This window comes from uncultured Kriegella sp., assembly GCF_963975415.1.
Taxonomy (GTDB): Bacteria; Bacteroidota; Bacteroidia; order Flavobacteriales; family Flavobacteriaceae; genus Kriegella.
In genome coordinates, this window is the sequence record NZ_CAXBGN010000005.1 from 269716 (window position 1) to 292213 (window position 22498).

Here is a 22498-nt window from a genome sequence, read left to right on the forward strand (position 1 = left end):
TCTGTACAAAAATTAGTTTACTTCCGATATGATTGAAACAGTACATGATATTCAAACTATTCGCAAAGATTTTCCCATATTGAACAGAAAGGTTAATGGGAAGCCTTTGGTCTATTTAGATAATGCGGCGACCTCACAAACGCCCCAGCAGGTCATTGATGCTATTGTAGATTATTATCACAATTTCAATGCGAACATACATAGAGGCGTTCATGCGCTTTCGCAGGAGGCCACGGATAAGTACGAACAGGCACGTCAGAAAATAAAGGAACATTTCAATGCGGCGAAATCACAGGAAATCATATTTACTTCTGGAACTACCCACGGTATAAATCTTGTGGCAAATGGATTTACATCCCTCATAAAGAAAGGAGATGAAATTTTGGTGTCAACGATGGAACACCATTCGAATATTGTGCCGTGGCAGATGCTTTGTGAGCGAACAGGGGCAATTCTTAAGGTGATTCCCATGAACGAGGAAGGAGAATTGTTGATGGAGGAATATGCGAAATTACTATCTGGACGAACAAAATTGGTATTCTGTAACCATATTTCGAATGCATTGGGCACTATCAACCCGATAGAAGAAATCATTGAAAAGGCTCACAAGGTAAGCGCCGCTGTTTTAATTGATGGTGCACAGGCTGCCCCACATGTAAAGGCAGATATGCAGGCTTTAGATGTGGATTTCTATACGGTTTCTGCCCATAAAATGTGTGGTCCTACAGGGGTAGGTGTTCTCTACGGTAAGGAAGAATGGTTGAATAAGCTACCGCCCTATCAAGGAGGAGGCGAAATGATTGCCGAGGTAACCTTCGAAAAAACGACCTATGCCGATTTGCCCCATAAATTTGAAGCGGGAACGCCTAACATTTGTGGAGGTATTGCTTTTGGTGTTGCATTGGATTATATGAACGCCATTGGTTTCGATGCAATTGCGGAATATGAGCATGAACTTTTGCAATATGCTACCGAACGGCTGTTAACCATCGAAGGGCTTAAGATTTACGGAACTGCCAAAAATAAGACTTCGGTAATCTCCTTTAATATTGGTGATATTCATCCGTATGATATCGGTACGATATTAGATAAATTGGGAATAGCGGTTCGCACGGGACACCATTGTGCTCAGCCTATAATGGACTTCTACAAGATTCCCGGAACGGTTCGGGCCAGCTTTAGTTTTTATAATACCAAAGAAGAGGTAGATGTGCTGGTGGCTGGGGTAGAACGAGCCCGAAACATGCTTTTATAGGCAATCAGTTATGGTTTCCTTAAAATATTGAATACCAAGCTTACTTATCGTATTTTTACACAAAATCAGTCTATGATGATTAAAGAGATACAAGAGGAAATAGTAGATGAGTTCTCAATGTTCGAAGATTGGATGCAACGGTACGAATATATGATCGAACTGGGTAAATCACTACCATTGATCGACGAAAAATATAAAACAGAAGAAAATATAATTAAAGGGTGCCAAAGCAAGGTCTGGGTCCATGCCGAATTGGAAGACGATAAATTGGTGTTCACGGCAGATAGTGATGCGATTATAACGAAAGGCATTATTGCTATTCTAATACGGGCTTTTAGCAACCAAAGACCGCAAGACATTATTAATGCCGATACGGCTTTTATCGATAAAATAGGACTTAAAGAGCATTTATCGCCTACCCGGGCAAACGGATTGGTTAGTATGATCAAACAGTTGAAGTTATATGCAGTGGCATACCAAACACAATTGAATTAGAAAAAATGAGCGAAGAAACAACAATAGACACCCAAGATCTGGGTGAAAAAATAGTAAAGGTTTTAAAAACGATTTACGATCCTGAAATTCCTGTAGACATTTATGAATTGGGTTTGATTTATGACGTTTTTGTGAATGAGGATAATGAGGTAAAAATACTAATGACTTTGACATCACCCAACTGCCCGGTTGCAGAAACTTTACCTGTTGAGGTCGAGGAAAAGGTGAAGTCGTTGGATGTTGTTAAAGATACAGAGGTAGAAATTACTTTCGATCCACCATGGACCCAAGATTTGATGAGTGAAGAAGCGAAATTAGAACTTGGGTTACTTTAATTTTCTTGGTTTGAAAAAATGATGCCGTGATCAGAGCGTATAGTCGAGCGGCGATTGGAAATTTATTATAGCCTTAATTAAATATGTCGGAAGAAATTATAAACAGGGTTGCGCAGAGCAAACTGCTTACTTTTGATCTTGAGGATTATTATCCCCAAGGCAAGAGAATGCTTCTTGATATCAAAGATTGGCTCCATGAAGGTTTTATTCTTAGGGAAAAGGAATTTCGAAACCATGTTTCAAACCACGATTGGAGTCAGTATACCGATGCTTTTGTGGCCCTTCACTGTTCGACAGATGCTATTGTGCCAGGTTGGGCGTATATGCTTGTAGCCACTAAACTGCAGCCCTTTGCAAAAAAAATAGTTCAAGGAAATCTTGAGCAAATGGAAACTATTCTCTATCAAACCATTATTGAAAACATAGACGTTTCCGAATTTAAAGACAAGTCTGTTATAATCAAAGGCTGTAGTCATAAACCGGTTCCGCCTAACGCATACCTATCGATAACCACTCGCTTAGTGGGCGTAGCCAAGAGCATAATGTATGGCGAGGCCTGTTCTTCCGTACCCCTTTTCAAGAGAAAATAATAGTCAAGAACCCTGTTTTATCTTCTGTCAACAATTCTTACATTTGCCCCATCATAACTATATTAAAAACACAAAACCATGAAGAAGTTAGTATTATCGGCAGTTGCTGTTATGTTTGCCTTTTCGGCAATACAGGCACAGACGTTAGATGAATTAAAAGCAGAAAAAGCATCAAAAAATGATTCCATTGCTGCAATTCAAGGAAGGGTCAATGCCCTTCAAGGAAAAATCGATGCTTTTCCGGGCTGGAAAAAAGGAGCTTTTGGCACCATAGGGGCCAACATCTCCGGGTTCAACAATTGGTACTCCCAAGGAACGCCCAATAACTCCGCCGGAAACATAGGTGTAACAGGTAATGTATTCGCCAACTTAAACAGGGATAAGTTTTTCTGGAGAAACTCCGGAAATATTAATCTACAGTGGGTGAAATTAGATGATAAGGATGATCCAGCCGATGATGATAGCTTCAACGGTACCACCGACGTTTTTAATATTACTTCTTTGTACGGGTATAAATTGAGCAAAAAATTTGCGATTTCTGCCTTGGGGGAATATCGAACGTCGATTATCAATAATTTCAACGACCCGGGATATCTTGACCTTGGGTTAGGTGCTACTTGGACACCTATTACGGATATGGTGGTAGTAATACATCCTTTGAACTACAACTTTGTTTTCACAAGTGAGGATAATATTTACGAATCGTCTGCCGGTGCTAAAATAGTAGTTGACTATACGAAGAAGTTGGGGAAGGTGAACTTCAAGACAAATTTCTCAACCTTTCAGAGCTACAAGAGTTCCGATTATTCAAACTGGACTTGGATAAACTCTTTCGGTTATACACTTTGGAAAGGCATAGGCCTTGGGTTTGAATTCGGTTTAAGAAACAATAAACAAGAGGCTTTGGATTATGCCTTAAATGGCCCAAACCCTTCTGCAGGTGCTACTTTTGACAATATAGATGTAAAGACACAAAGTTATTGGATGTTCGGGCTCAACTATGCTTTTTAAATAGCCGTTAAACCCTGTTTACCCTAAATCAATTATAAAAAGAATGCCCTCCAAATTTTTGGAGGGCATTTTTAGTTAAGTAGGATACGTTAAATTTGGCGGTTGCACAGTCAATAAAAAAACAAACTTTCTTTGTCAGAAAGTATTTGATAAGCAGCGGTTAAGAAAAAGTTTTATCGGGACATAACGCTAAATATTAAATACAATACGAATGTAATTTCACGCTTTTAAAATGCTAAATTTTTGTTGTGAAACTAATCCAGGTTGTTGTCAAATGGAGATATTCGCATGTTTCATCGATGAAATGCACCTGATTATTTCTATAAAATCTGATTTTTACTAAAAAACCCTGACCGTAAGGTCAGGGCAATTTTTTGGTTAAGTAGGTATGCTGTAAGATTTGATTTTCGATTGCTCGAACAAGCTTTTTAGGTCAAGTGCCGATTTGGGGTCAACACTTTAATTTCGGTTAAGATCACAGTTCGATTTGGTTCCGATAGCTATCGGTTAACACTATCACTTAATTACACTGTAAATGTATGTCAGATATGCGTTTTCTTGAAATTATTGTTGTGAACGAAGTTTAAAATGTTGTGAAAAATATAAGTGGTATTGTTTCTCCGATGAATAACCTGAATGTTTTATATGGTCTGAAATACAGTTTGTTAGGGCTGGGGGTCGAAGTAAGTGTTAAGCTCCGACATATCATTAGGTGTTTGCAAACAAACAGAGGTCATTTTTTCATTTTCACATAAAATTGTAATAGGTTGAAATAGGGTCAAAAAAAAACCTCGAGATGAATCGAGGTATTTTTTTAGTTAAGTAGGTATGCTGTAAGATTTGATTTTCGATTGCTCGAACAAGCTTTTTAGGTCAAGTGCCGATTTGGGGTCAACACTTTAATTTCGGTTAAGATCACAGTTCGATTTGGTTCCGATAACTATCGGTTAACACTATCACTTAATTACACTGTAAATGTATGGTGTATCTGCGTTTCTTTGAAATTATTGTTGTGAACTAAGAGTAAAATGTTGTGAAAAATAGCAACGGTTCGTTTTCTTCGACAAACGGTATTAACGAGCGTGAAAACGGAAGTGCAAATATTTCTAATTGTATGTCTGAAGAATAGACGCTAAACTATTTAAATCACGGATGGGTCTTTTAATAAAGCTCTAAAAGTCAATATTCATCCAAGTGTTCGGGATATAAAAAGTTGTTATAGGGAAAGCGAGTTACATGAATATCGCGCACCTCTTCATATACCCGAGTACGAAACTCATCTAAATTTTCTTTGTTCAATGCAGAAATGAAAAGTGCATTTTTCCCCACACGTTGCATCCATGTTTTTTTCCACTCCGTTATGGTAAAATGTTTGGATGTTTTTTCGGTCATCAGGTCATCGTCATCGATGGTTTCGTGAACATATTGATCTATTTTGTTAAAGACCATAATGGTTTCTTTATCGGCACTCTCTATTTCATCTAAAATTTGGTTTACAGAGGCTATATGCTCCTCGAAATTAGGGTGTGATATATCTACAACGTGCAATAGCAAGTCGGCTTCGCGTACCTCGTCGAGCGTACTTTTAAAGCTTTCGACCAATTGTGTAGGCAGTTTTCGAATAAATCCTACGGTATCACTTAAGAGAAAGGGAAGATTGCCAATAACAACTTTTCGAACCGTAGTATCTAGAGTTGCAAAAAGTTTGTTTTCGGCAAAAACATCACTTTTACTGATGACGTTCATAAGCGTAGACTTTCCGACGTTCGTATAGCCCACCAATGCAACTCTTACCAATGAGCCCCGGTTGCCTCGCTGGGTTTCCATTTGCCTATCGATTTTCGTCAATTTTTTCTTGAGCAACGAAATACGGTCGCGAACGATACGTCTATCCGTTTCGATTTCTGTTTCCCCTGGGCCACGCATTCCAATACCTCCCTTTTGACGTTCTAAGTGTGTCCAAAGGCCGGTCAGCCTTGGTAAGAGGTATTCGTATTGCGCCAATTCGACCTGGGTTCGGGCGTAGCTCGTTTGGGCTCGCTGGGCGAAAATATCAAGTATTAGGCTGGTGCGATCCAAAATTTTACAGCGAAGCTGCTTTTCAATGTTACGCTGTTGACCTGGGGTTAGTTCATCATCAAAAATAACGGATCCAATGTCATTTTCCTTTACATAGGCTTCTACCTCCTCCATTTTTCCGCTACCGATTAAGGTTTTAGGGTTGGGGGTGTCCATACGCTGTACGAAGCGTTTGGCAACTTCGCCACCGGCCGTATATGTCAAGAATTCTAACTCGTCGAGATATTCGGTCACTTTCTTTTCATCCTGTTCCTTGTTCAGTACCCCGATTAGAACGGCTTTTTCGTATTCTATGGATTTCTTTTCTAGCATAACTTTATTAAAGTGCAAATTTAAGCAATACTGACCAAGCAATTTTCGTAAATTTATTTGCTCAAAAAAAAATCATGCTTTTTTCATTCTTCAAGCGAAGTAAAAGGAGGCAACTTCACACCATTGCATTCTATAACTTAGAGAATCTGTTCGATACCAAAGATGATCCTAAAACCTTGGACGATGATTTCACCCCAAAAGGTGCTAAAAAGTGGTCGAATAAACGTTACAGAAGAAAGCTTTATAAACTGGCCAAGACCATTTCAGAGATAGGTAACGAGCATACCACCGCTCCGCCGGCCCTTGTCGGAGTTGCCGAGGTCGAGAATAAAGATGTGATGGAAGACCTTATCGGGTCAGAGCCTTTATGTGATATCGATTATGATTATGTGCATTATGATTCGCCTGACGAAAGAGGTATCGACACTGCCTTGATCTACCGTAAAAGCAATTTTACCGTAAAATATTCAGAACCCATTACCCTGTTCGTAAATAACCCCAATGGCGAGCGTGATACCACGCGCGATATTCTCTATGTGTTAGGAGAACTCAACGGAGAAGAAGTACATGTTTTCGTAAACCACTGGCCATCTCGTCGAAATGGTGTAAATGAAACAAATTATAAAAGGGTAATTGCGGCGGAAACATTAAAAAGGTATATGGCCAAGATAGAAAGAGAATTTGTTGACCCCAATTATATTATTATGGGTGATTTCAACGCTGGGCCTAAATCGGAAAGTATCAAAAACTTGATGGAGTTGCCATATTTGTACAATCCCATGGAAAAATTGCACATACCACATGAAAGGGGAAGTGTGAATTATAAACGTAGTTGGAGCTTGTTCGATCAGATTATGGTTTCACATAATTTTTTGAACCATAAAAAAGGGACACATAGTTTTGCCCACGCCAATATTTTTGATGAGGTTTTTTTGACCGAGTTCAAAGGGAAATTTAAAGGCACGCCATACCGTACATATGTTGGGCGTAAGTACATAGGAGGCTACAGCGATCATTTTCCCGTTTATATTCAACTAAAGTTTAATGGATAAGACTTTTGGTGTTTGAAAATCAAACTTTCTTGATTTCACTTTCATCTAATAGTTCGTCGTTCCGCAATCTCAGAAAAACCTGAGCCGTGGTAACCACATCCAATTCACAATAGTTGATTATACGATCTAAATCGTTTTCCTTGTAAAAGACATCGCGAACCATACTGCCATCGATATCTTCCTTAGGAGATGGTATACCCAGAATGTTGGCCATCAGTTTTAAAGAAGTGAAGTGCTTATAATCACCAAATTTCCAGAGATCCATAGTATCTAAATGCGGCACCTCCCATGGCTTTTTTCCGAACAGATTTAACTTATAAGGAAGCTCTATACCCTGAATAATCATTCTCCGTGCTATGTATGGAAAATCAAATTCTTTAGCATTGTGTCCGCACATCAAATGTTTAGACCCACTGAAATGACCATTCAATAGGTTTTTAAATTCTTTCAATAGTTTAGCTTCAGGGCCATGAAAACTCGTGGTCCGGAATGTTCTTAGATCACCTTTTAAATGAAAATAACCTACTGATAAACAGATGATTTTTCCGAATTCGGCCCAGATTCCTGCACGGTCATAGAACTCCTCTGCCGTGAATTCATCTTTACGCTGATATCTTGTCTTCTGCTCCCACAAATCTTTCCTTTCATCATCTAATTGGTCGTAATTTTCATTTTCCGGTACGGTCTCAATATCCAAAAATAGAATATGCTCCAAGTTGATTTTTTGTAACATTTTTATACCGATGTTGTATTATTGAATTGAAGATACGAACAAATTTTTGGAAGACATTGCCTACAAACATCATTCTCGATATAGAGTTGTTTGGATATTGGATGATTTTGTATAAGTCGCGGTAAGGTAGACTGTGTAGTCTATTTTTTATTTTTAGTAGGGGGTTCTTTATTTTAGTATCTCGTTTTGTGGAGATATCCTGGCGACAAACGGAAGGTGTAAACCTTTTTATCAGTAATTACACTACTACAACAAACCTATCAGTCGGTTGTCAATCAAAAAGCGATTGCTGTTTTACGGGGTTTTCATGATTTAAAAGCCATTTCTTACGATGTAAACCGCCAGCATATCCTGTTAAAGACCCATCGCTACCAATGACGCGATGACACGGAATGACAATCCATAACGGATTTTTGCCGTTAGCCGCAGCGACCGCACGAATGGCCTTTATATCGCCTAAGGTTTTAGCGAGCTCTAGATATGACATAGTTTTGCCGTAAGGGATATGCCGTAGCGCTTCCCATACTTTTTTTTGAAAATCAGTGCCCTTGGGATTTAAATTTATAGTGAAGGCTCGGCGCTTTCCCTTGAAATATTCTTGCAACTGATGAATCGCATCTTCCAAAATTTTGGGAAAAATAGCATCAGGTTCTTGATTGGAATCTAATATAGTAATTGAGGACAACCCCAACATGTCCCCTTCAATTTTTACCATACCGAGCGGTGTTTTTATATTAGCTGACTCCATTATTCTTCTTTAGGAGCTTTTTCAATGACTCCGATTCGCTTGGCACGCTCTTCCCAATTCTTTCGTGCCAATTGTTGTAAATCGGCCACATTATCGCTCTCGTCCATGATTTCAAGCCCTAAGAGGGTTTCGATAACATCTTCCATGGTAACCAGACCGCTAATCGAGCCATATTCGTCTACGACCAAGGCAATGTGTTCTCGTTTAGATATCAAAGTATTGAATAATTGAGGGATTGGCGTGTCTCGGGCTGTAATTAGAATTTCTCTTTTAATTTCTGATAAGGGTAGGTGACCATTATCGTTTACCATTTCCTCTAAAATATTGTCTTTGAGAACAAATCCGGTGATATTATCTACCTTACCATTATAGACCGGAATACGCGAAAATCGCATTTTAGGATTATTTTCGAAAAATTCTGCGATAGTTTTATCCTCTGCCGCAATTTTTACTACGGCGCGAGGTGTCATAATGTCTTTGACCAGAACTTCGTCGAAACGGAGTAGGTTTTTAATAATCGTAGATTCAGATTTTTCAAAAACACCCTCCTCATGTGCGATATCGGTCATGGCCGTAAAGTCTTCGCGGCTTAAAACGCTTCCGTGATGCCCCTTTCCTCCCACTAGTTTGGTAAACAATTGTAGTACCCATAAAAGACCGGTCCATTTTAGGGCCAATACCATAACTTTTAAAGATTTAGCGGTGAAATTGGCCAATTGTCTCCAATAGGTGGCTCCAATTGTTTTCGGAATAATTTCAGAGGCTACTAAAATTAAAATGGTCATGATTGTCGAAACGACACCGACCATAAGATCTTCTGTGAATTCAATACCTAAAAATGTTCTTTGGGTAGTACCGTATAATTCTGAATAGGCAGCTTTGGCTTGTACCCCCACCAATATTGCACCTACCGTATGCGCTATGGTATTTAGTGTAAGAATGGCAATTAGAGGCTTATCGACATCATTCTTTAATGTTTCCAAGGTATCTGCGTAGGTCTTGCCTTCTTTTTTCTTGATGTTTACAAAGGTGGGATTGATGCTGAGTAAGACGGCTTCTAAGACCGAGCACAAAAATGAAAAAAAGATAGAAATAACCGCATAAAAAACCAACAGGCCCATAGAGTCAGATTAAGATACTAAGATACCAATAAATAAAGAATCACTTGATGCTATTGCGATGGTAATTTGCCCTTATAAAAAACTTGTTGAACAGCTGACCGTATATTCAATTTGTATAAATTTTGGTTCTTCCTTGTCGGATTTACACGATTTGAAAGAAAGATATAGACCAGTTTTTCCACGGGATCTGCCCAGATAAAAGTGCCGGTGAAACCACTATGACCGAAACTTTCTGGGCTCACCTCAGGGGCAGGATACGCGTCTTTTAAAGGAAGTTCTGCGTTATGTAAGAGCGGTTTATCAAAGCCCAATCCTCGACGATTATCATTTTCAGGGTATTGTACCCGGCTAAATTCCCTCATGGTAGCTTCCGAAATATACGTCTTACCATTATAGTTGCCATAATTCTGATATAGCTGCATAATTTTAGCCAAATCAGTTGCCGAAGCGAACAGCCCTGCATTGCCCGAAACACCGCCCAAAAGGGATGCATTTTCATCATGTACCCAATTTTTTGTGAGTTCATGCCTAAAAAGGGTATCCATTTCGGTGGGTACGATTGTATTGGAATAATTTTTTGTTTTGGGATTGAAACCCATTGTGGTGGCCCCTAAAGGCGCATAAAAATTGCTCGTTAAATACGTTTCATATGACTGGCCCGTAAGGTTTTCGATGAGTTTAGGGAAAATTAGGAAGGTCAGCCCCGAATATTTATATTTTTTTTCATCGCTTACCTTAGAGCGATTGATCATGCGATACATTTTACGGTTAAACCTATCCTTTATAAAAAGATGTTCGTAGGCTTGGTGGGTGTACCCCTTTTTTGGAGTAGACTTTACAAAGCGTTTTTTAATGGCCCCATTTTTTTTAATGACCTTATCAAGAAATACAATATAAGGCACGAGGCCAGCTTGATGGGCGAGAATTTCCCTTAGGGTCAAATCTTTTTTATCCTTTCTTTTGCGCCAGGGTTTCCAGTAGGTACTGAAGGGCAGGTCGAGATTGAGTTTGCCTTCGTCTACCAATTTCATAAGCGCCGGTAGTGGTCCTGTAATTTTCGTGACGGAAGCAAGGTCATAAATATCGTCTAAGGCTACTTTCGTCTGGTTTTCATAGGTGTGAAATCCGTAAGCCTTATGAAAAATTATCGTATTGTTCTTGGCAACCAAAACCTGTGCCCCAGGGAAAGCCCGCTGCTGAATGCCGAAGGCCATAATCGAATCTACTTTTTGATGGATATAAGTGGAATCTAACCCTACCTCGGAAGGAAAGCCCTTAGAAAGACTAGTGTTTTGAGCACTCAGGTATGAGAAAAATAAAATACTGGTAAGTAGATTGATTGCGTTGTATCGTGCCTTTTTCATATTGTCGAGCTACCACCCTGAATATTGGGGCGGTTCTATTTGATTGAGTTTTAAATATACGATCAATTGACCACGATGATGTGTGACATGGTCTTGAAGTAAATTCATAATTTGCATTTTTGTCTTTCTCCCGGCAAAAAAATCTACTTTTTCAGCAAGTTTTTCTGTTTCTAGGTTTGCAATAAGGGAGGCCGACACATCAAAACTAGTTTTTAGGGCGTCGATAAGCTGTTTTTTTGTGGGCGTTGTATTCGTCTGCTCTTTTTGGAGGCTGCCGTCGCCGAAATAGGTTTTACTTAACCAATCGATATTCCCTTTGATATGAATTAGCTGCTCCGCAAAAGTTTTTTGCTTCTCGGTCGGTTTATATGCGTACTGAGATTCTGGCATTGCTTCGGCCAATTGAATTAAATAAATTTTTGAATTTCCCCATTTTTCAAGAAAGGTGTCGATAAAGAGGTTTTGTGACATAGCATTCAAATGAATTAAACCAAAGAGTATAAAAAATATCTTTTTCATTTGGGAAGTTTCATTCTAAATATAGGTCCTGGTTATATTTTATCCTAGTAATTGCACGGCATCTTTAGCGAAATAACTCGCGATAATATTCGCACCGGCCCTTTTAATGGCGGTTAACTGCTCCATCATCACGGCATCATGATCTAACCATCCTCTTTCGGCTGCGGCTTTTACCATGGCGTACTCGCCGCTGACTTGATATACGGCCACCGGTACATCGACCTCATTTCGTATTTCCCGAACAATGTCTAAATAACAGAGGCCTGGTTTTATCATCACAATATCGGCTCCTTCATCAATGTCCATTTCCGTTTCCCGAATCGCCTCGAATCGATTGCTAAAATCCATCTGATAGGTCTTTTTGTCCTTGGGCACGTTTTTGATGTCTACCGGGGCAGAATCCAAGGCATCTCGAAAGGGGCCGTAAAAAGCTGAAGCATATTTAGCGCTATAGCTCATAATACCTGTATCGGTAAAGCCTTCGTCTTCCAAGGCCTCTCTGATGGCAAGTATGCGACCGTCCATCATATCACTCGGAGCTACAAAATCGGCTCCGGCTTTGGCGTGACTAACACTCATCTCTGCAAGCAGTTCGGTTGTCTCATCATTTAAAATTCGTCCTTCGGCTACAATGCCGTCATGGCCAAAAGAAGAGTACGGATCGAAGGCCACATCGGTCATAACCAACATACCCGGACACGCATTCTTAACGGTTTTAATGGCACGCTGCATTAGTCCGTTCTCATTAAGTACTTCGGTACCTTTGTTATCTTTTAACGTATCGGGTACTTTTACAAAGAGCAATATCGCTTTCAGTCCCATTTGCCAGAGTTCTTTTACCTCTTTTTCTAAATTGTCAAGGCTTAACCGATAATAATCGGGCATTGAGGTAATTTCTTCCTTAATCGTTTTGCCTTCCACCACAAAAAGTGGAACGAGAAAATCGTTTGGCGAAATGGCAGTTTCTTGTACTAAAGAACGAATGGCAGATGAAGTTCGCAGTCTTCGGTTTCTTTTAAGTGGATACATTTATACGTTTTTGTTGTTCAATTTCTGAATCCCTATCACTATTTTGAGACATCGACAGAATCTTTTGATTGTTCATGGCATGTGATAATATGGCTCAAATCTTTATCTAATTCAAATGTACGCCATAGTAATGAATCCTTTTTTAGTTTAACCGGATTTTGATCTGAGTCGATATAGTTTCGAAGAGAGGTAATGATAGGGTCATCAAAGCTTCTTATTTTTAAAATAGAGTTTCCTCCGGGGATGCTGTAGGCATCCTCAAAATCATAACAAGATACCGAAACGGTGTCACCTATTTGCAGACCCAAATCATAAAAACAATCAGTGCGGACAAATTTTTGGTTGGCATATGAATCTCTTCCTACTTCCTTGATTTTGAAAACTTTTTCGATTTCAATAATTCCTTCCTGTACCGTGTATAAAGGACCTGCATTTTTGTTCGGCTTTTCAAGCTGCTTCAATATACCAACGAATACCAGTGACAGTTCCTCACCGCAGTCACCGATAAAAGGCCCCGATTGCGGCCACCAATAGGTATAGCCCACATCAAGGGTATCACGGGTAAAGGCGATTTCAATATCGCTTTTCGACTTTTTTGTTTGACATCCAAACAAAACCAAGATTGAGATAACCATGGTTAAAATTCTTGTTGCTAATTTCATGTTGCAATACCTAAATAAGTCCAATGCCCATGTTCTTTTTTAAAAACCGATTTTTCGTGAATGACCTTTAATTTACCATTCTCGTAGTAATATGCATTAAAAGTTACGGTGCCCTCTTCATCGTGTTTAGTGCCTTTGGTTTTGGCAATAATTTCAAGTTTGACCCAAGTAACGGACTTGGCCCATTTTATAATTGCTTTTTTATCTTTAAGTGGCCTTGTCGAAGAATGGTGGCTTTGCATTAAATAATTGCCATTTGCAAGTACAAAAGCCGAATACCTAGAGCGCATCAATTGCTCGGCAGTAATGGCAATAGCTAGATTTGCGTGAACTTTACCACAGCAATTAGCGTAATCGTCCCGAAAACCGCAGAAACAAGTATTCGTATTCATAGGGTTTCGTTTTGAGTGTGCTTCATTTTGGCAATCGTTTTTAGCCGTTCCTTCCTTGTCTCCTTTTCTTTTTTAAGCTTGGCTTTTTTTCTGTTGAATAGCTTGGTGTGTTTGGCTTTGTTAACGGTGTTTTTTGCTTTTCCTTTTTTGGCCATAATCGTACATTAAACCCATTCTTTCGGATTTTGAAGAACTTTTAGAAGACGCTCTTCTTCGCTTCCCGCCTCAGGGTGATGGTCGTACCGCCACTGCACATGTGGGGGAAGACTCATTAAAATGCTTTCGATACGTCCATTGGTTTTAAGTCCGAAGAGTGTGCCTTTGTCATGAACCAAATTAAATTCGACATAGCGTCCTCTGCGAATTTCTTGCCATTCCCGCTGTTTGTCGGTATATCGAAGTTCTTTTCGTTTTAGAACGATTGGTATATATGCTTCTAGAAAACTATTCCCTACTTCGGTAACAAAATTGTACCAGTCTTGCATTTTAATCTCCTCGGTTGCTTTGCAATAATCAAAAAAGAGTCCGCCAACACCTCGGGCTTCATCCCGATGGGCATTCCAAAAATAGGTGTCACATCGCTTTTTATATTCTTGATAGAACAATGGGTTGTTTTTATCACAGGCTTGTTTGCAGACGGAATGGAAATGAACAGCATCTTCATCGAACAAATAATAGGGTGTCAAATCTTGTCCTCCACCAAACCATTGATCAACTATGCTTCCTTCTTTGTCGTACATTTCGAAGTAGCGCCAATTGGCGTGTACCGTAGGTACCATAGGGTTTTTTGGATGGATAACGAGACTTAATCCACAGGCAAAGAAATCGGCATCTTTGACCCCAAAATAATGTTGCATACTTTCGGGTAATGCTCCATGAACTGCCGAAATATTGACCCCTCCTTTTTCAAAAACGCTACCGTTTTCTATCACCCGCGAGTGACCGCCCCCGCCTTCTGCACGCTCCCAAATATCTTCCCGAAATTTAGCGGTACCGTCTACTTCCTCTAATTTTGAGGTAATTGTATGCTGTAGCTTCTGAATATAGGCGTAAAAAGTATCTTTCATTGTCTTTAGGTGTCCTGTTTTACTTCTTTATTTAAGCGTTTATTGTAGCGTGGGTTGACTTAATTCATACAATTCCATGTCTAAAGCCTTCTCTTTAGGAGGTGTATACGCCTCCGATAGCGTTCTTTTCCAAATATAACCACATTTTTCTGCTACCCGCAAACTTGCGGTATTGCTCTTATGTACAACAATTTGAAGTGTATTTAACCGAAAATGCTCTAAACTATGTCTGGAAATTATTTTAACCGCTTGGGTTGTCCAGCCTTTTCCATTATAGTTTTTGTCGATACAATAGGCCAACTCGCCCACACCATCGATCCAATTCAATTCTTTTAGAATGATAAGTCCGATTAATTTCCCTGAAGTGACTTCTTTTAGTGCCCATGTAAATTCAAAATTAGCTTCGAATTGCTCTTGTTTCTTACTAATAAAGTCTTGGGAGGTTTTAACAGTGAGGTTTTGTCGCAATGTATTCGGAAAAAAACGCTCAAAACGGGCCATATTGGAAACCATGAGGCGACAAAGGCCGACAGCATCATCTAAAACTAACTCATGAATCGTAAATTCTCTCGTAGACTCCATATGTTTGATTCAAGAAAGCGAAGAATTACATTTCATATTTCAAACGTTATGGCATTTCTTTACGGCCTATTCGTGATAGCTCTTTACGGCATCAATAAAGGCTTTTGCGTTTTCGACAGGAATATTCGGAAGAATACCATGGCCTAAGTTTACGATATAGTTGTCTTTTCCGAATTCTTTGATCATTTGAGCGACCATTTTCTTGATTTCTGATGGAGGAGATAATAATCTAGCAGGGTCAAAGTTACCCTGTAGCGGAATATTTCCTCCTGTCAAATATCTTGCGTTTCTTGCGGAGCAGGTCCAATCTACACCCAAAGCGGCCGCACCTGATTTGGCCATGTCACCTAGGGCGAACCAACAACCTTTTCCAAAAACGATTACGGGAGCTTCATCTTTTAAGGCATCGATAATCTGCTGGATGTATTTCCATGAGAATTCTTGATAATCGACGGGAGATAGCATGCCACCCCAAGAATCGAATACTTGCACGGCATCAACACCTGCCTTTATTTTTGCCTTAAGATAGGCGATTGTAGTATCGGTAATTTTTTGTAGTAGCTCATGAGCAACGACAGGTTGTGTAAAACACAGCTCTTTGGCCTTATCAAACGTTTTGCTACCCTGCCCTTGCACACAATAACATAAAATAGTCCATGGTGACCCGGCAAAGCCGATTAATGGAACCTCATCGTTTAATTTTTCCTTAGTTGCTTTTATAGCTTGCATTACATAATCAAGTTCAATAACAACATCAGGAACTATCACCGTATCGAGTTCTTTTTGGGAGCGAATTGGGTTTGGCAAATACGGTCCGAAATTCGGTTTCATCTGAACTTCAATATTCATCGCCTGCGGAATTACTAGGATATCGCTGAATAGAATAGCGGCATCCATTCCAAAACGTCGAATAGGTTGCACGGTAATTTCTGAAGCGAGTTCTGGTGTACGGCAGCGTGTGAAAAAATCGTATTTCTCCCTTATTTCCATGAATTCTGGAAGATATCGCCCTGCTTGACGCATCATCCAAACAGGTGGACGGTCAACGGTTTCTCTTTTAAGGGCGCGTAAAAATAAGTCGTTTTTTATCATATGTATGAGATAACTATTGCCTTTGTCTTTTCGCTAGTAAGCTATTTAGCCTGCGCGCCTCTTAGCCTAGTAGTTCAAAATAACTTTTCAATTCTATGTATGTTATGTTCTAATTCGGTGGTGATGACCATCAATCAACATAATCCTCATTCACTAAATCAATTACGCTTTCTGCTGTAGGTATTCTTGCAACTCGAACATCCTCAAAATGTTTTCTGGCTTCGGCAGCAGTAGTCTCGCCAATGCAATAGGCTATTTTGTCAGCAGTGTTCTGCATAAGATAGCTCGTTACTGTTGAAGGACTAAAGAACAAGACGCCGAGTGTGCTGTCATCGACCTTGACAGGAGCATGTTTTGTACGGTATGCCTCAATTTCGTTGACGGTAATATTGCTTTCGGCCAAAATGTGGGGAATATCGTCCATTCTTAAGTTACTACAGAAGTAGGTGACTTCCAATCCCTCCATATAATCAGTCAAATACTTGGCCAACTTTTTGGCATTTTTTTCTTGATGTTTTACAGGGCCAATTTTACGCTCGATCAGACGTTTCGTTTTTCGGCCTACGCAATAGATATTTTTAAATTTTAATTCTTCTGCGGGAACATTGGTTAAAAGTGCTTCTACCGCATTTTGGCTGGTCAAGATTACATTCTGCATTTCAGACTTTAAGACATTGGCCGCAATACGATTCGGACTAATCTTGATGAAGTCTTCCGATTTGACCCGAATACCTTCCTTGAATTGTTGTATTTGATTAGTAGTCAGGTTTTTTGTTGAAAACAGCGTGGCACTATCGCTGGTATTTTGTACATCGTTCATGAGACGTTTAGCCCCGCGCCCCAATATGTTTTCGGCACATTCTTTACCTAAGTTTTGGTGTAAACCTAACGGAGCGGTAAATTCAGCCTCTAATTTTTTACTGCCGTCCTCGGTTAACAATACTCCTTTCAAAGTAACCACATCTTGTTTGTTGATATATGCCAAGGCGCCGATAGGCGCAGTACAACCACCTTCGAGTATTCTTAAAAATTCTCTTTCAAGAGTTGTACAAATGGCTGTTGGCTCATGGTTCAGTTGCGCACATGCCTGGCGTACTTCGTCATCATTTTCCATGGCGACGACCATAATGGCACCTTGTGCCGGTGCAGGTACCATCCAAGTGAGGCCAATAGTATTTTCAGGTTCTAGACCAATGCGCTCCAATCCAGCCGCAGCAAAGATAGCGCCGTTCCAATCGCTATTATTTAATTTTTCGAGACGGGAATTCACATTGCCTCTCAAATCGACTACCGTATGTGTAGGATACCGATTGAGCCATTGTGCCTTTCGGCGCAAACTTCCGGTCGCGATTACCGCATGACGTTGGGCTAAAAACTCTTCATTGTCTTTAAAAGCCATAATATCCATGAAGTTGCCACGTTGCAAAACTGCGGCCTGCACAATTCCTTTTGGCAACATGGTAGGCACGTCTTTCATGGAGTGCACGGCAATATCAATAGCGCCATTGAGCATGGCGATATCCAAAGTCTTGGTAAAAACACCTGTAATGCCAAGTTCGTGTAAAGGTTTGTCCAATACAAGATCACCCTCGGATTTTACAGGAACCAATTGAGCGTGATAGCCTAATGCTTCAAGCTTTTGTTTTACAGTATTGGCCTGCCATAACGCTAATTCGCTATCGCGGGTACCTATTCGAATAGATTTGCTCATTGGGGTTCGACTTCTAGTTGAAATACTTTTTGGATAAGCTCCAAACTATTGTCTGCATCGATATCAGTTTCCTTGAGGTGATTGGCAAATTGTTTGGTAATTTTTTGAATGATGCGGTTCGATATTATATCGGCCTGTTCGGGATCGAAATCGGAACTTTTTTTAGACTGGTAGTCAAGTTCCTCTTCTTTCATAGTCTTTAATTTCCTTTTCAAGGCTTTGATAACGGGCGCGAATTTGCGGGTTTCCAGCCATTGGGTAAAATCAGACATAACCTCGTCGATGATAATCTCTGCTTGCGGAATAAACTGTTTTCTACGTTCCAGCGTATCATCAGTCATTCGTGACAATTGATCTAGATGTATTACCGTAACATTGTCGAGGGTAGCAATATCGTCCGATACGTTCTTAGGTATAGAAAGGTCTAAAACCAATAAAGGTTTTTTGGTGTAAATGAGTTCTTTTGAAATCGTGGGCAGTTGGGCACCGGTTGCTACCACCAGTACATCACTTTTGCGAATTTCTGCCTGAAGGTCGCCATGGTCTTTAACCGTAAGGTTGAATTTTCCTGCAATTCTTTCCGCCTTGTCCTTTGTGCGATTGATAAGTGTGATATGCGGATTTTTGGTGTGTTTGATAAGGTTCTCACAAGTGTTTCGCCCGATTTTCCCTGTTCCGAAAAGTAAAATGTTCTTCTCCGAAATATTCGGAACCTCTTTGAGAATATATTGTACCGAAGCAAAGGCGACCGATGTGGCGCCTGAAGAAATCTCGGTTTCATTTTTAATACGCTTGCTGGCCTGAATGACCGAATTGCATAAACGCTCAATAAACGGATTTGCAATATCAAGTTTTTTTGAACGATTGAAACTTTGCTTCAATTGACTTATAATTTCAAAATCTCCCAATATTTGACTGTCTAGCCCGGTACCTACCCGAAAAAGGTGGGCAATGGCCTCATTGTTCTTATACACGTAAGCCACTTCCTGAAATTCTTCCAAGGTGCCTTCGGTATTATCACAAAGTATTTTTATTAATTGAAAGGGATGCTGGGCGAAGCCATGTAATTCCGTTCGATTACAAGTCGAGGTAACCAAAAGACCGTCGATTTCTTGTGCCTTTGCTTGAACCAACAGACGTTCCATTGCTATAGGGTCAAGACTGAAATCACCACGAACTTTGGCATCGGCTTTTTTGTAGCTGAGCCCAATTGTGTAAAAAGAATTGTGCTTGGAGATGTGATACTCTTTCATGAAGTTGTTCAATCGGAAGCAAAAATAATTTTACATTATCAATAAAAATAACGCTAGAGGAACAATTAGTATCGATTAAAGTGTTTTTGTCTAATTTCAGCGTTAATTTGCTGTAAATCTGTTATTTTTGCAGTGAAATAGTGGTTTTTGAAGAATATTATTTAGAACATTTCTAAATAGAAATGCAAATACTAATAAAGCTATGTTGCAAGAAAATGTCGCTCAAGGTTCTTTTGACGAGGTGCTTCTCGAAGACGGATTTTATGTTTTGAAGATTCAGAACGATGCCTCCGACTTTCAGAAGGTTACCCGTCAAATCGACAGTACTTTTATACAGTTCCACTTTTGTTTAAAGGGCCGCGCAAAGTTCATTTTTAACGAGGGAAGGTATGCGTTGGATGTGTCGGAAGAAAACTCTCTATTATTGTACAATACTCAAATGGATTTGCCAATGAACCTTGAATTGGCACCCAATTCATGGATGGTGTCTATAATCATGACAATTCGTAAATTTCACTCCCTCTTTTCAAAAGAGGCTGATTTCATTCCCTTTTTGGTAGAAGGAAACAAAGAAAAAAAATACTATGCCCAAGAAGGGGTTTCGCCTGGAATAGCCGTTATTTTGAGTCAAATGATGAATTACAACCTACACCCGTCCATAAAACAACTGTATATAAAAGGTAAGGTGTATGAGCTTATTTCGTTATATTTTAACAAGAGTGCCGATGCCGATGCCGAGCAATGCCCTTTTCTTGTTGATGAAGATAATGTAAAACGTATTCGAAAAGCGAAGGAAATTATTATTTCTCGAATGTCGGAACCACCAAGTTTAGCGGAACTCGCACAAGAAATAGGGCTATCATTAAAAAAGCTCAAAGAAGGCTTTAAACAGATTTATGGTGATTCGGTATATAGTTTTTTGTTCGATTACAAGATGGAGCACGCCCGTAAATTGTTAGAATCTGGCCAGCACAATGTTAATGAGGTAGGCCTTCGGGTAGGGTATAGTACCAGCAGTCATTTTATTTCAGCCTTTAAAAAGAAATATGGCACCACCCCCAAAAAATATGTGATGTCTTTGGCAAATTAATTTGTCGCAGTATAGTTTTAATTATGACCTAAATCAACGTCGATTACAGGGTTAAATAGAAATATAGTACTTAAAATGTGTATAATATTTGATTAAATCGAGCGAAAATATCGATATTTATCTTTCTATAAACTTTGAAACCCTATGAGAATATTTTTGCATGCCTTTGTTTTATGTGTCGCACTTACTTTTTTGGTAGGATGTGGTGCCACTAAAATCGATCAAGACGTATCCTTTAAGCAAGAAGCCGGAGTCGCACTCGATAGTCGGTATAAGATACCACCTGCCCAACTTTTGGTTTTTACGAAAACTAATGGCTTCAGGCACAAATCAATAACCAAAGGTGTAGCTACCCTTCGTAAGTTGGGTCTTGAAAATAATTTCGGGGTGGTTCATACCGAAGATTCGCTGCAGTTCAATACGGAGACTCTAAAAAGATACCAATTGGTAGTATTTTTAAATACGACTATGGACATTTTAGGAGATAGGCAAGAAGCTGCATTCGAAGATTATATAAATAACGGAGGGAGTTACATGGGCATACATGCCGCCGCCGATACAGAGTATGAGTGGCCTTGGTATGGTAAATTGGCAGGGGCTTACTTTTTAAGCCATCCCAAACAACAGGAGGCTAGAATAGAGGTTGTTGATGGAACTCATGCCTCAACCAAGCACTTAAGTGATTCTTGGAGGCATTTTGATGAATGGTACAACTACAAAAATATTAATCCTGACTTGAATATAGTTATGAAGTTGGATGAAAGTAGTTATGAGGGAGGCAAAAATGGCGACAATCACCCGATTGCCTGGTACCACGAGTTTGATGGCGGACGTGCTTTTTACACTGGTCTTGGTCATACTGACGAGGCTTATGACCAACCCGATTTCAGACAACATTTGTTGGGCGGTATTGAGTATTGTTTAGGCCGTAAATAAGCTAATTCTAGCTTTTGTTGGTGTATAAAGTAGAAATGGTAAAACCGACTCATGAGTCGGTTTTACCATTTTTTGAGATGGATGCATTGATTGAATTCCCCTTTGAAAAGACATTAGAAAACGACAGAATTCTATTTAAGGATGGCTTACTTGCAAAGCATCGGGTTTCTAGACTGAACAGTTGGTTTATCTTCTTGGTTACTTATGTGCGTACATGGGTTAAATCGGTCTGGCAACCATGATGCCGGTGTTCTTTTTTATGTGCTTCAAGTAGTCGGTAAGGGGTAATTTAGAAATTTCGACTTTCATGGAAACCGTTGAAGCGTGAAGTAAATGAATGCGGCCGTCTTTCTCTCTTGTGGCAATACCCGTGTGGGTTACATCAAGGCCATTAATAGATGTCGCCAATGCTATGATGTCTCCAGTTTGAATTAAGTGTTCATTGGTTTCAATTGCCGATTGCGGCAAAACGCAAATGGATTTGTTGTTCAAATAATTTTCGGAAGCCTGAATTTTTTTGAAGTTGGCGTTATCCTTTAAAAAGGGATATAGTTCGCGATGGGTACTCATAAAATTGATGGGCTTGGTAATTTCCATCCCTCCGATTTCCGCGGTAATGTCCTTTAATAATCCTTTTTCTTCATTATTGGCGATCCATTCCGAAAAGTAATGAAGTCGGGAGGCATAACCATCTAGTTTTCCGTTATTATACCGAATGGTTTCTAGGTTTTCTGTAAAATCATCAAAGTTAAACCGCCCTTCTCGCTGCATGATTCCAAAGGCGAGTACATTTTCGACATAAGTTGTACAGTCAAGTCCTTGCAGGTTGATTACCAATGATTCGGTTTCCCCTATTTCCAAGGTCTTTGCTACATAGGGGGTGCCCATAAAGGTTTTTCCAATGGCAACGAGTGTTTTGCCAAAGTCGTTTTGGCCCAAACCCTTGATTTCAATAATCTTCTTTTCCACGGCTTGTTTATCGGCCGGGGAACAAGTGAGATCTTGAGAACTTATTGAATGGCTGAATAATAGAAACAGCCCAACGAAGATCACAAACTTCATAATTTTAT

General features: G+C 39.7%; 24 protein-coding genes. 8 read left to right on the top strand and 16 right to left on the bottom strand.

Annotated elements, in window-relative coordinates; genetic code table 11:
* The first annotated feature begins 28 nt into the window (after positions 1-28).
* The 5 genes from AACZ88_RS13465 (at position 29) to AACZ88_RS13485 (ending at position 3686) form a co-directional block, all read left to right on the top strand.
* On the top strand, positions 29-1255 hold the full coding sequence (locus tag AACZ88_RS13465; RefSeq protein ID WP_339711217.1) for a cysteine desulfurase: 1227 nt from the start codon (positions 29-31) through the stop codon (positions 1253-1255).
* A gap of 72 nt (positions 1256-1327) precedes the next feature.
* Positions 1328-1750, top strand: coding sequence for a SufE family protein (locus tag AACZ88_RS13470; RefSeq protein ID WP_339711220.1), 423 nt, complete (start codon positions 1328-1330; stop codon positions 1748-1750).
* Between the two features lie 5 nt (positions 1751-1755).
* On the top strand, positions 1756-2085 hold the full coding sequence (locus AACZ88_RS13475) for a DUF59 domain-containing protein (protein ID WP_339711223.1): 330 nt from the start codon (positions 1756-1758) through the stop codon (positions 2083-2085).
* A gap of 83 nt (positions 2086-2168) precedes the next feature.
* Entirely contained in the window at positions 2169-2675 is a 507-nt protein-coding gene (locus tag AACZ88_RS13480; protein ID WP_339711226.1) for a DUF2480 family protein, read from the top strand.
* A gap of 78 nt (positions 2676-2753) precedes the next feature.
* Entirely contained in the window at positions 2754-3686 is a 933-nt protein-coding gene (locus AACZ88_RS13485; protein ID WP_339711229.1) for a DUF3078 domain-containing protein, read from the top strand.
* Positions 3687-4865: 1179 nt separating this feature from the next.
* Here AACZ88_RS13485 and hflX read toward each other — a convergent pair.
* Positions 4866-6077, bottom strand: coding sequence for a GTPase HflX (gene hflX, locus AACZ88_RS13490; protein WP_339711232.1), 1212 nt, complete (start codon positions 6075-6077; stop codon positions 4866-4868).
* A 74-nt stretch (positions 6078-6151) separates the two neighbouring features.
* Here hflX and AACZ88_RS13495 point away from each other — a divergent pair, with 74 nt between their 5' ends.
* Positions 6152-7129 carry an endonuclease gene (locus AACZ88_RS13495; protein WP_339711235.1) on the top strand — a complete coding sequence of 326 codons (978 nt, stop codon included), beginning with the start codon at positions 6152-6154 and terminating at the stop codon, positions 7127-7129.
* A 19-nt stretch (positions 7130-7148) separates the two neighbouring features.
* On the opposite strand, the gene AACZ88_RS13500 is transcribed toward AACZ88_RS13495, so the two are convergent.
* The 14 genes from AACZ88_RS13500 to hemA form a co-directional block, all read right to left on the bottom strand.
* Entirely contained in the window at positions 7149-7862 is a 714-nt protein-coding gene (locus AACZ88_RS13500; RefSeq protein ID WP_339711238.1) for a 3'-5' exonuclease, read from the bottom strand.
* Between the two features lie 271 nt (positions 7863-8133).
* Positions 8134-8610 (bottom strand): methylated-DNA--[protein]-cysteine S-methyltransferase, encoded by a 477-nt coding sequence (locus AACZ88_RS13505; RefSeq protein WP_339711241.1) that lies wholly within the window; start codon positions 8608-8610, stop codon positions 8134-8136.
* Positions 8610-9731 (bottom strand): hemolysin family protein, encoded by a 1122-nt coding sequence (locus AACZ88_RS13510; protein ID WP_339711244.1) that lies wholly within the window; start codon positions 9729-9731, stop codon positions 8610-8612. Before AACZ88_RS13510 ends, AACZ88_RS13505 begins: the two co-directional genes overlap by 1 nt.
* A 50-nt stretch (positions 9732-9781) precedes the next feature.
* A complete protein-coding gene (locus tag AACZ88_RS13515) occupies positions 9782-11095 on the bottom strand; it encodes a serine hydrolase (RefSeq protein ID WP_339711247.1) in 1314 nt (437 codons plus the stop codon).
* Between the two features lie 9 nt (positions 11096-11104).
* On the bottom strand, positions 11105-11614 hold the full coding sequence (locus AACZ88_RS13520) for a DinB family protein (RefSeq protein ID WP_339711250.1): 510 nt from the start codon (positions 11612-11614) through the stop codon (positions 11105-11107).
* A gap of 39 nt (positions 11615-11653) precedes the next feature.
* Entirely contained in the window at positions 11654-12643 is a 990-nt protein-coding gene (hemB, locus tag AACZ88_RS13525; protein WP_339711253.1) for a porphobilinogen synthase, read from the bottom strand.
* 38 nt (positions 12644-12681) lie between these two features.
* The gene (locus AACZ88_RS13530; protein WP_339711256.1) at positions 12682-13305 is read right to left on the bottom strand and encodes a hypothetical protein; all 624 of its coding nucleotides are present in this window, start codon (positions 13303-13305) and stop codon (positions 12682-12684) included.
* On the bottom strand, positions 13302-13697 hold the full coding sequence (locus tag AACZ88_RS13535) for a YchJ family metal-binding protein (RefSeq protein ID WP_339711259.1): 396 nt from the start codon (positions 13695-13697) through the stop codon (positions 13302-13304). The genes AACZ88_RS13530 and AACZ88_RS13535 overlap by 4 nt, the downstream gene beginning before the upstream one ends.
* Complete coding sequence (locus AACZ88_RS13540) at positions 13694-13852, bottom strand: hypothetical protein (protein WP_339711262.1); 159 nt, start codon at positions 13850-13852, stop codon at positions 13694-13696. Before AACZ88_RS13540 ends, AACZ88_RS13535 begins: the two co-directional genes overlap by 4 nt.
* Before the next feature lie 9 nt (positions 13853-13861).
* Complete coding sequence (hemF, locus tag AACZ88_RS13545) at positions 13862-14764, bottom strand: oxygen-dependent coproporphyrinogen oxidase (protein WP_339711264.1); 903 nt, start codon at positions 14762-14764, stop codon at positions 13862-13864.
* Between the two features lie 39 nt (positions 14765-14803).
* Positions 14804-15346 carry a GNAT family N-acetyltransferase gene (locus AACZ88_RS13550; RefSeq protein ID WP_339711267.1) on the bottom strand — a complete coding sequence of 181 codons (543 nt, stop codon included), beginning with the start codon at positions 15344-15346 and terminating at the stop codon, positions 14804-14806.
* 66 nt (positions 15347-15412) lie between these two features.
* Complete coding sequence (gene hemE, locus AACZ88_RS13555; RefSeq protein ID WP_339711269.1) at positions 15413-16438, bottom strand: uroporphyrinogen decarboxylase; 1026 nt, start codon at positions 16436-16438, stop codon at positions 15413-15415.
* A 130-nt stretch (positions 16439-16568) separates the two neighbouring features.
* Positions 16569-18149, bottom strand: coding sequence for a hydroxymethylbilane synthase (gene hemC / locus AACZ88_RS13560; RefSeq protein ID WP_339711271.1), 1581 nt, complete (start codon positions 18147-18149; stop codon positions 16569-16571).
* Positions 18146-19402 carry a glutamyl-tRNA reductase gene (gene hemA, locus AACZ88_RS13565; protein ID WP_339711274.1) on the bottom strand — a complete coding sequence of 419 codons (1257 nt, stop codon included), beginning with the start codon at positions 19400-19402 and terminating at the stop codon, positions 18146-18148. The genes hemC and hemA overlap by 4 nt, the downstream gene beginning before the upstream one ends.
* 202 nt (positions 19403-19604) lie before the next feature.
* Here hemA and AACZ88_RS13570 point away from each other — a divergent pair, with 202 nt between their 5' ends.
* Positions 19605-20492: an AraC family transcriptional regulator gene (locus tag AACZ88_RS13570; RefSeq protein ID WP_339711276.1), complete on the top strand. Its 888-nt coding sequence runs from the start codon at positions 19605-19607 to the stop codon at positions 20490-20492.
* 144 nt (positions 20493-20636) lie between these two features.
* Complete coding sequence (locus AACZ88_RS13575) at positions 20637-21428, top strand: ThuA domain-containing protein (protein WP_339711278.1); 792 nt, start codon at positions 20637-20639, stop codon at positions 21426-21428.
* 219 nt (positions 21429-21647) lie between these two features.
* On the opposite strand, the gene AACZ88_RS13580 is transcribed toward AACZ88_RS13575, so the two are convergent.
* Positions 21648-22490: an N-acetylmuramoyl-L-alanine amidase-like domain-containing protein gene (locus AACZ88_RS13580; RefSeq protein WP_339711281.1), complete on the bottom strand. Its 843-nt coding sequence runs from the start codon at positions 22488-22490 to the stop codon at positions 21648-21650.
* Between the last annotated feature and the right edge of the window lie 8 nt (positions 22491-22498).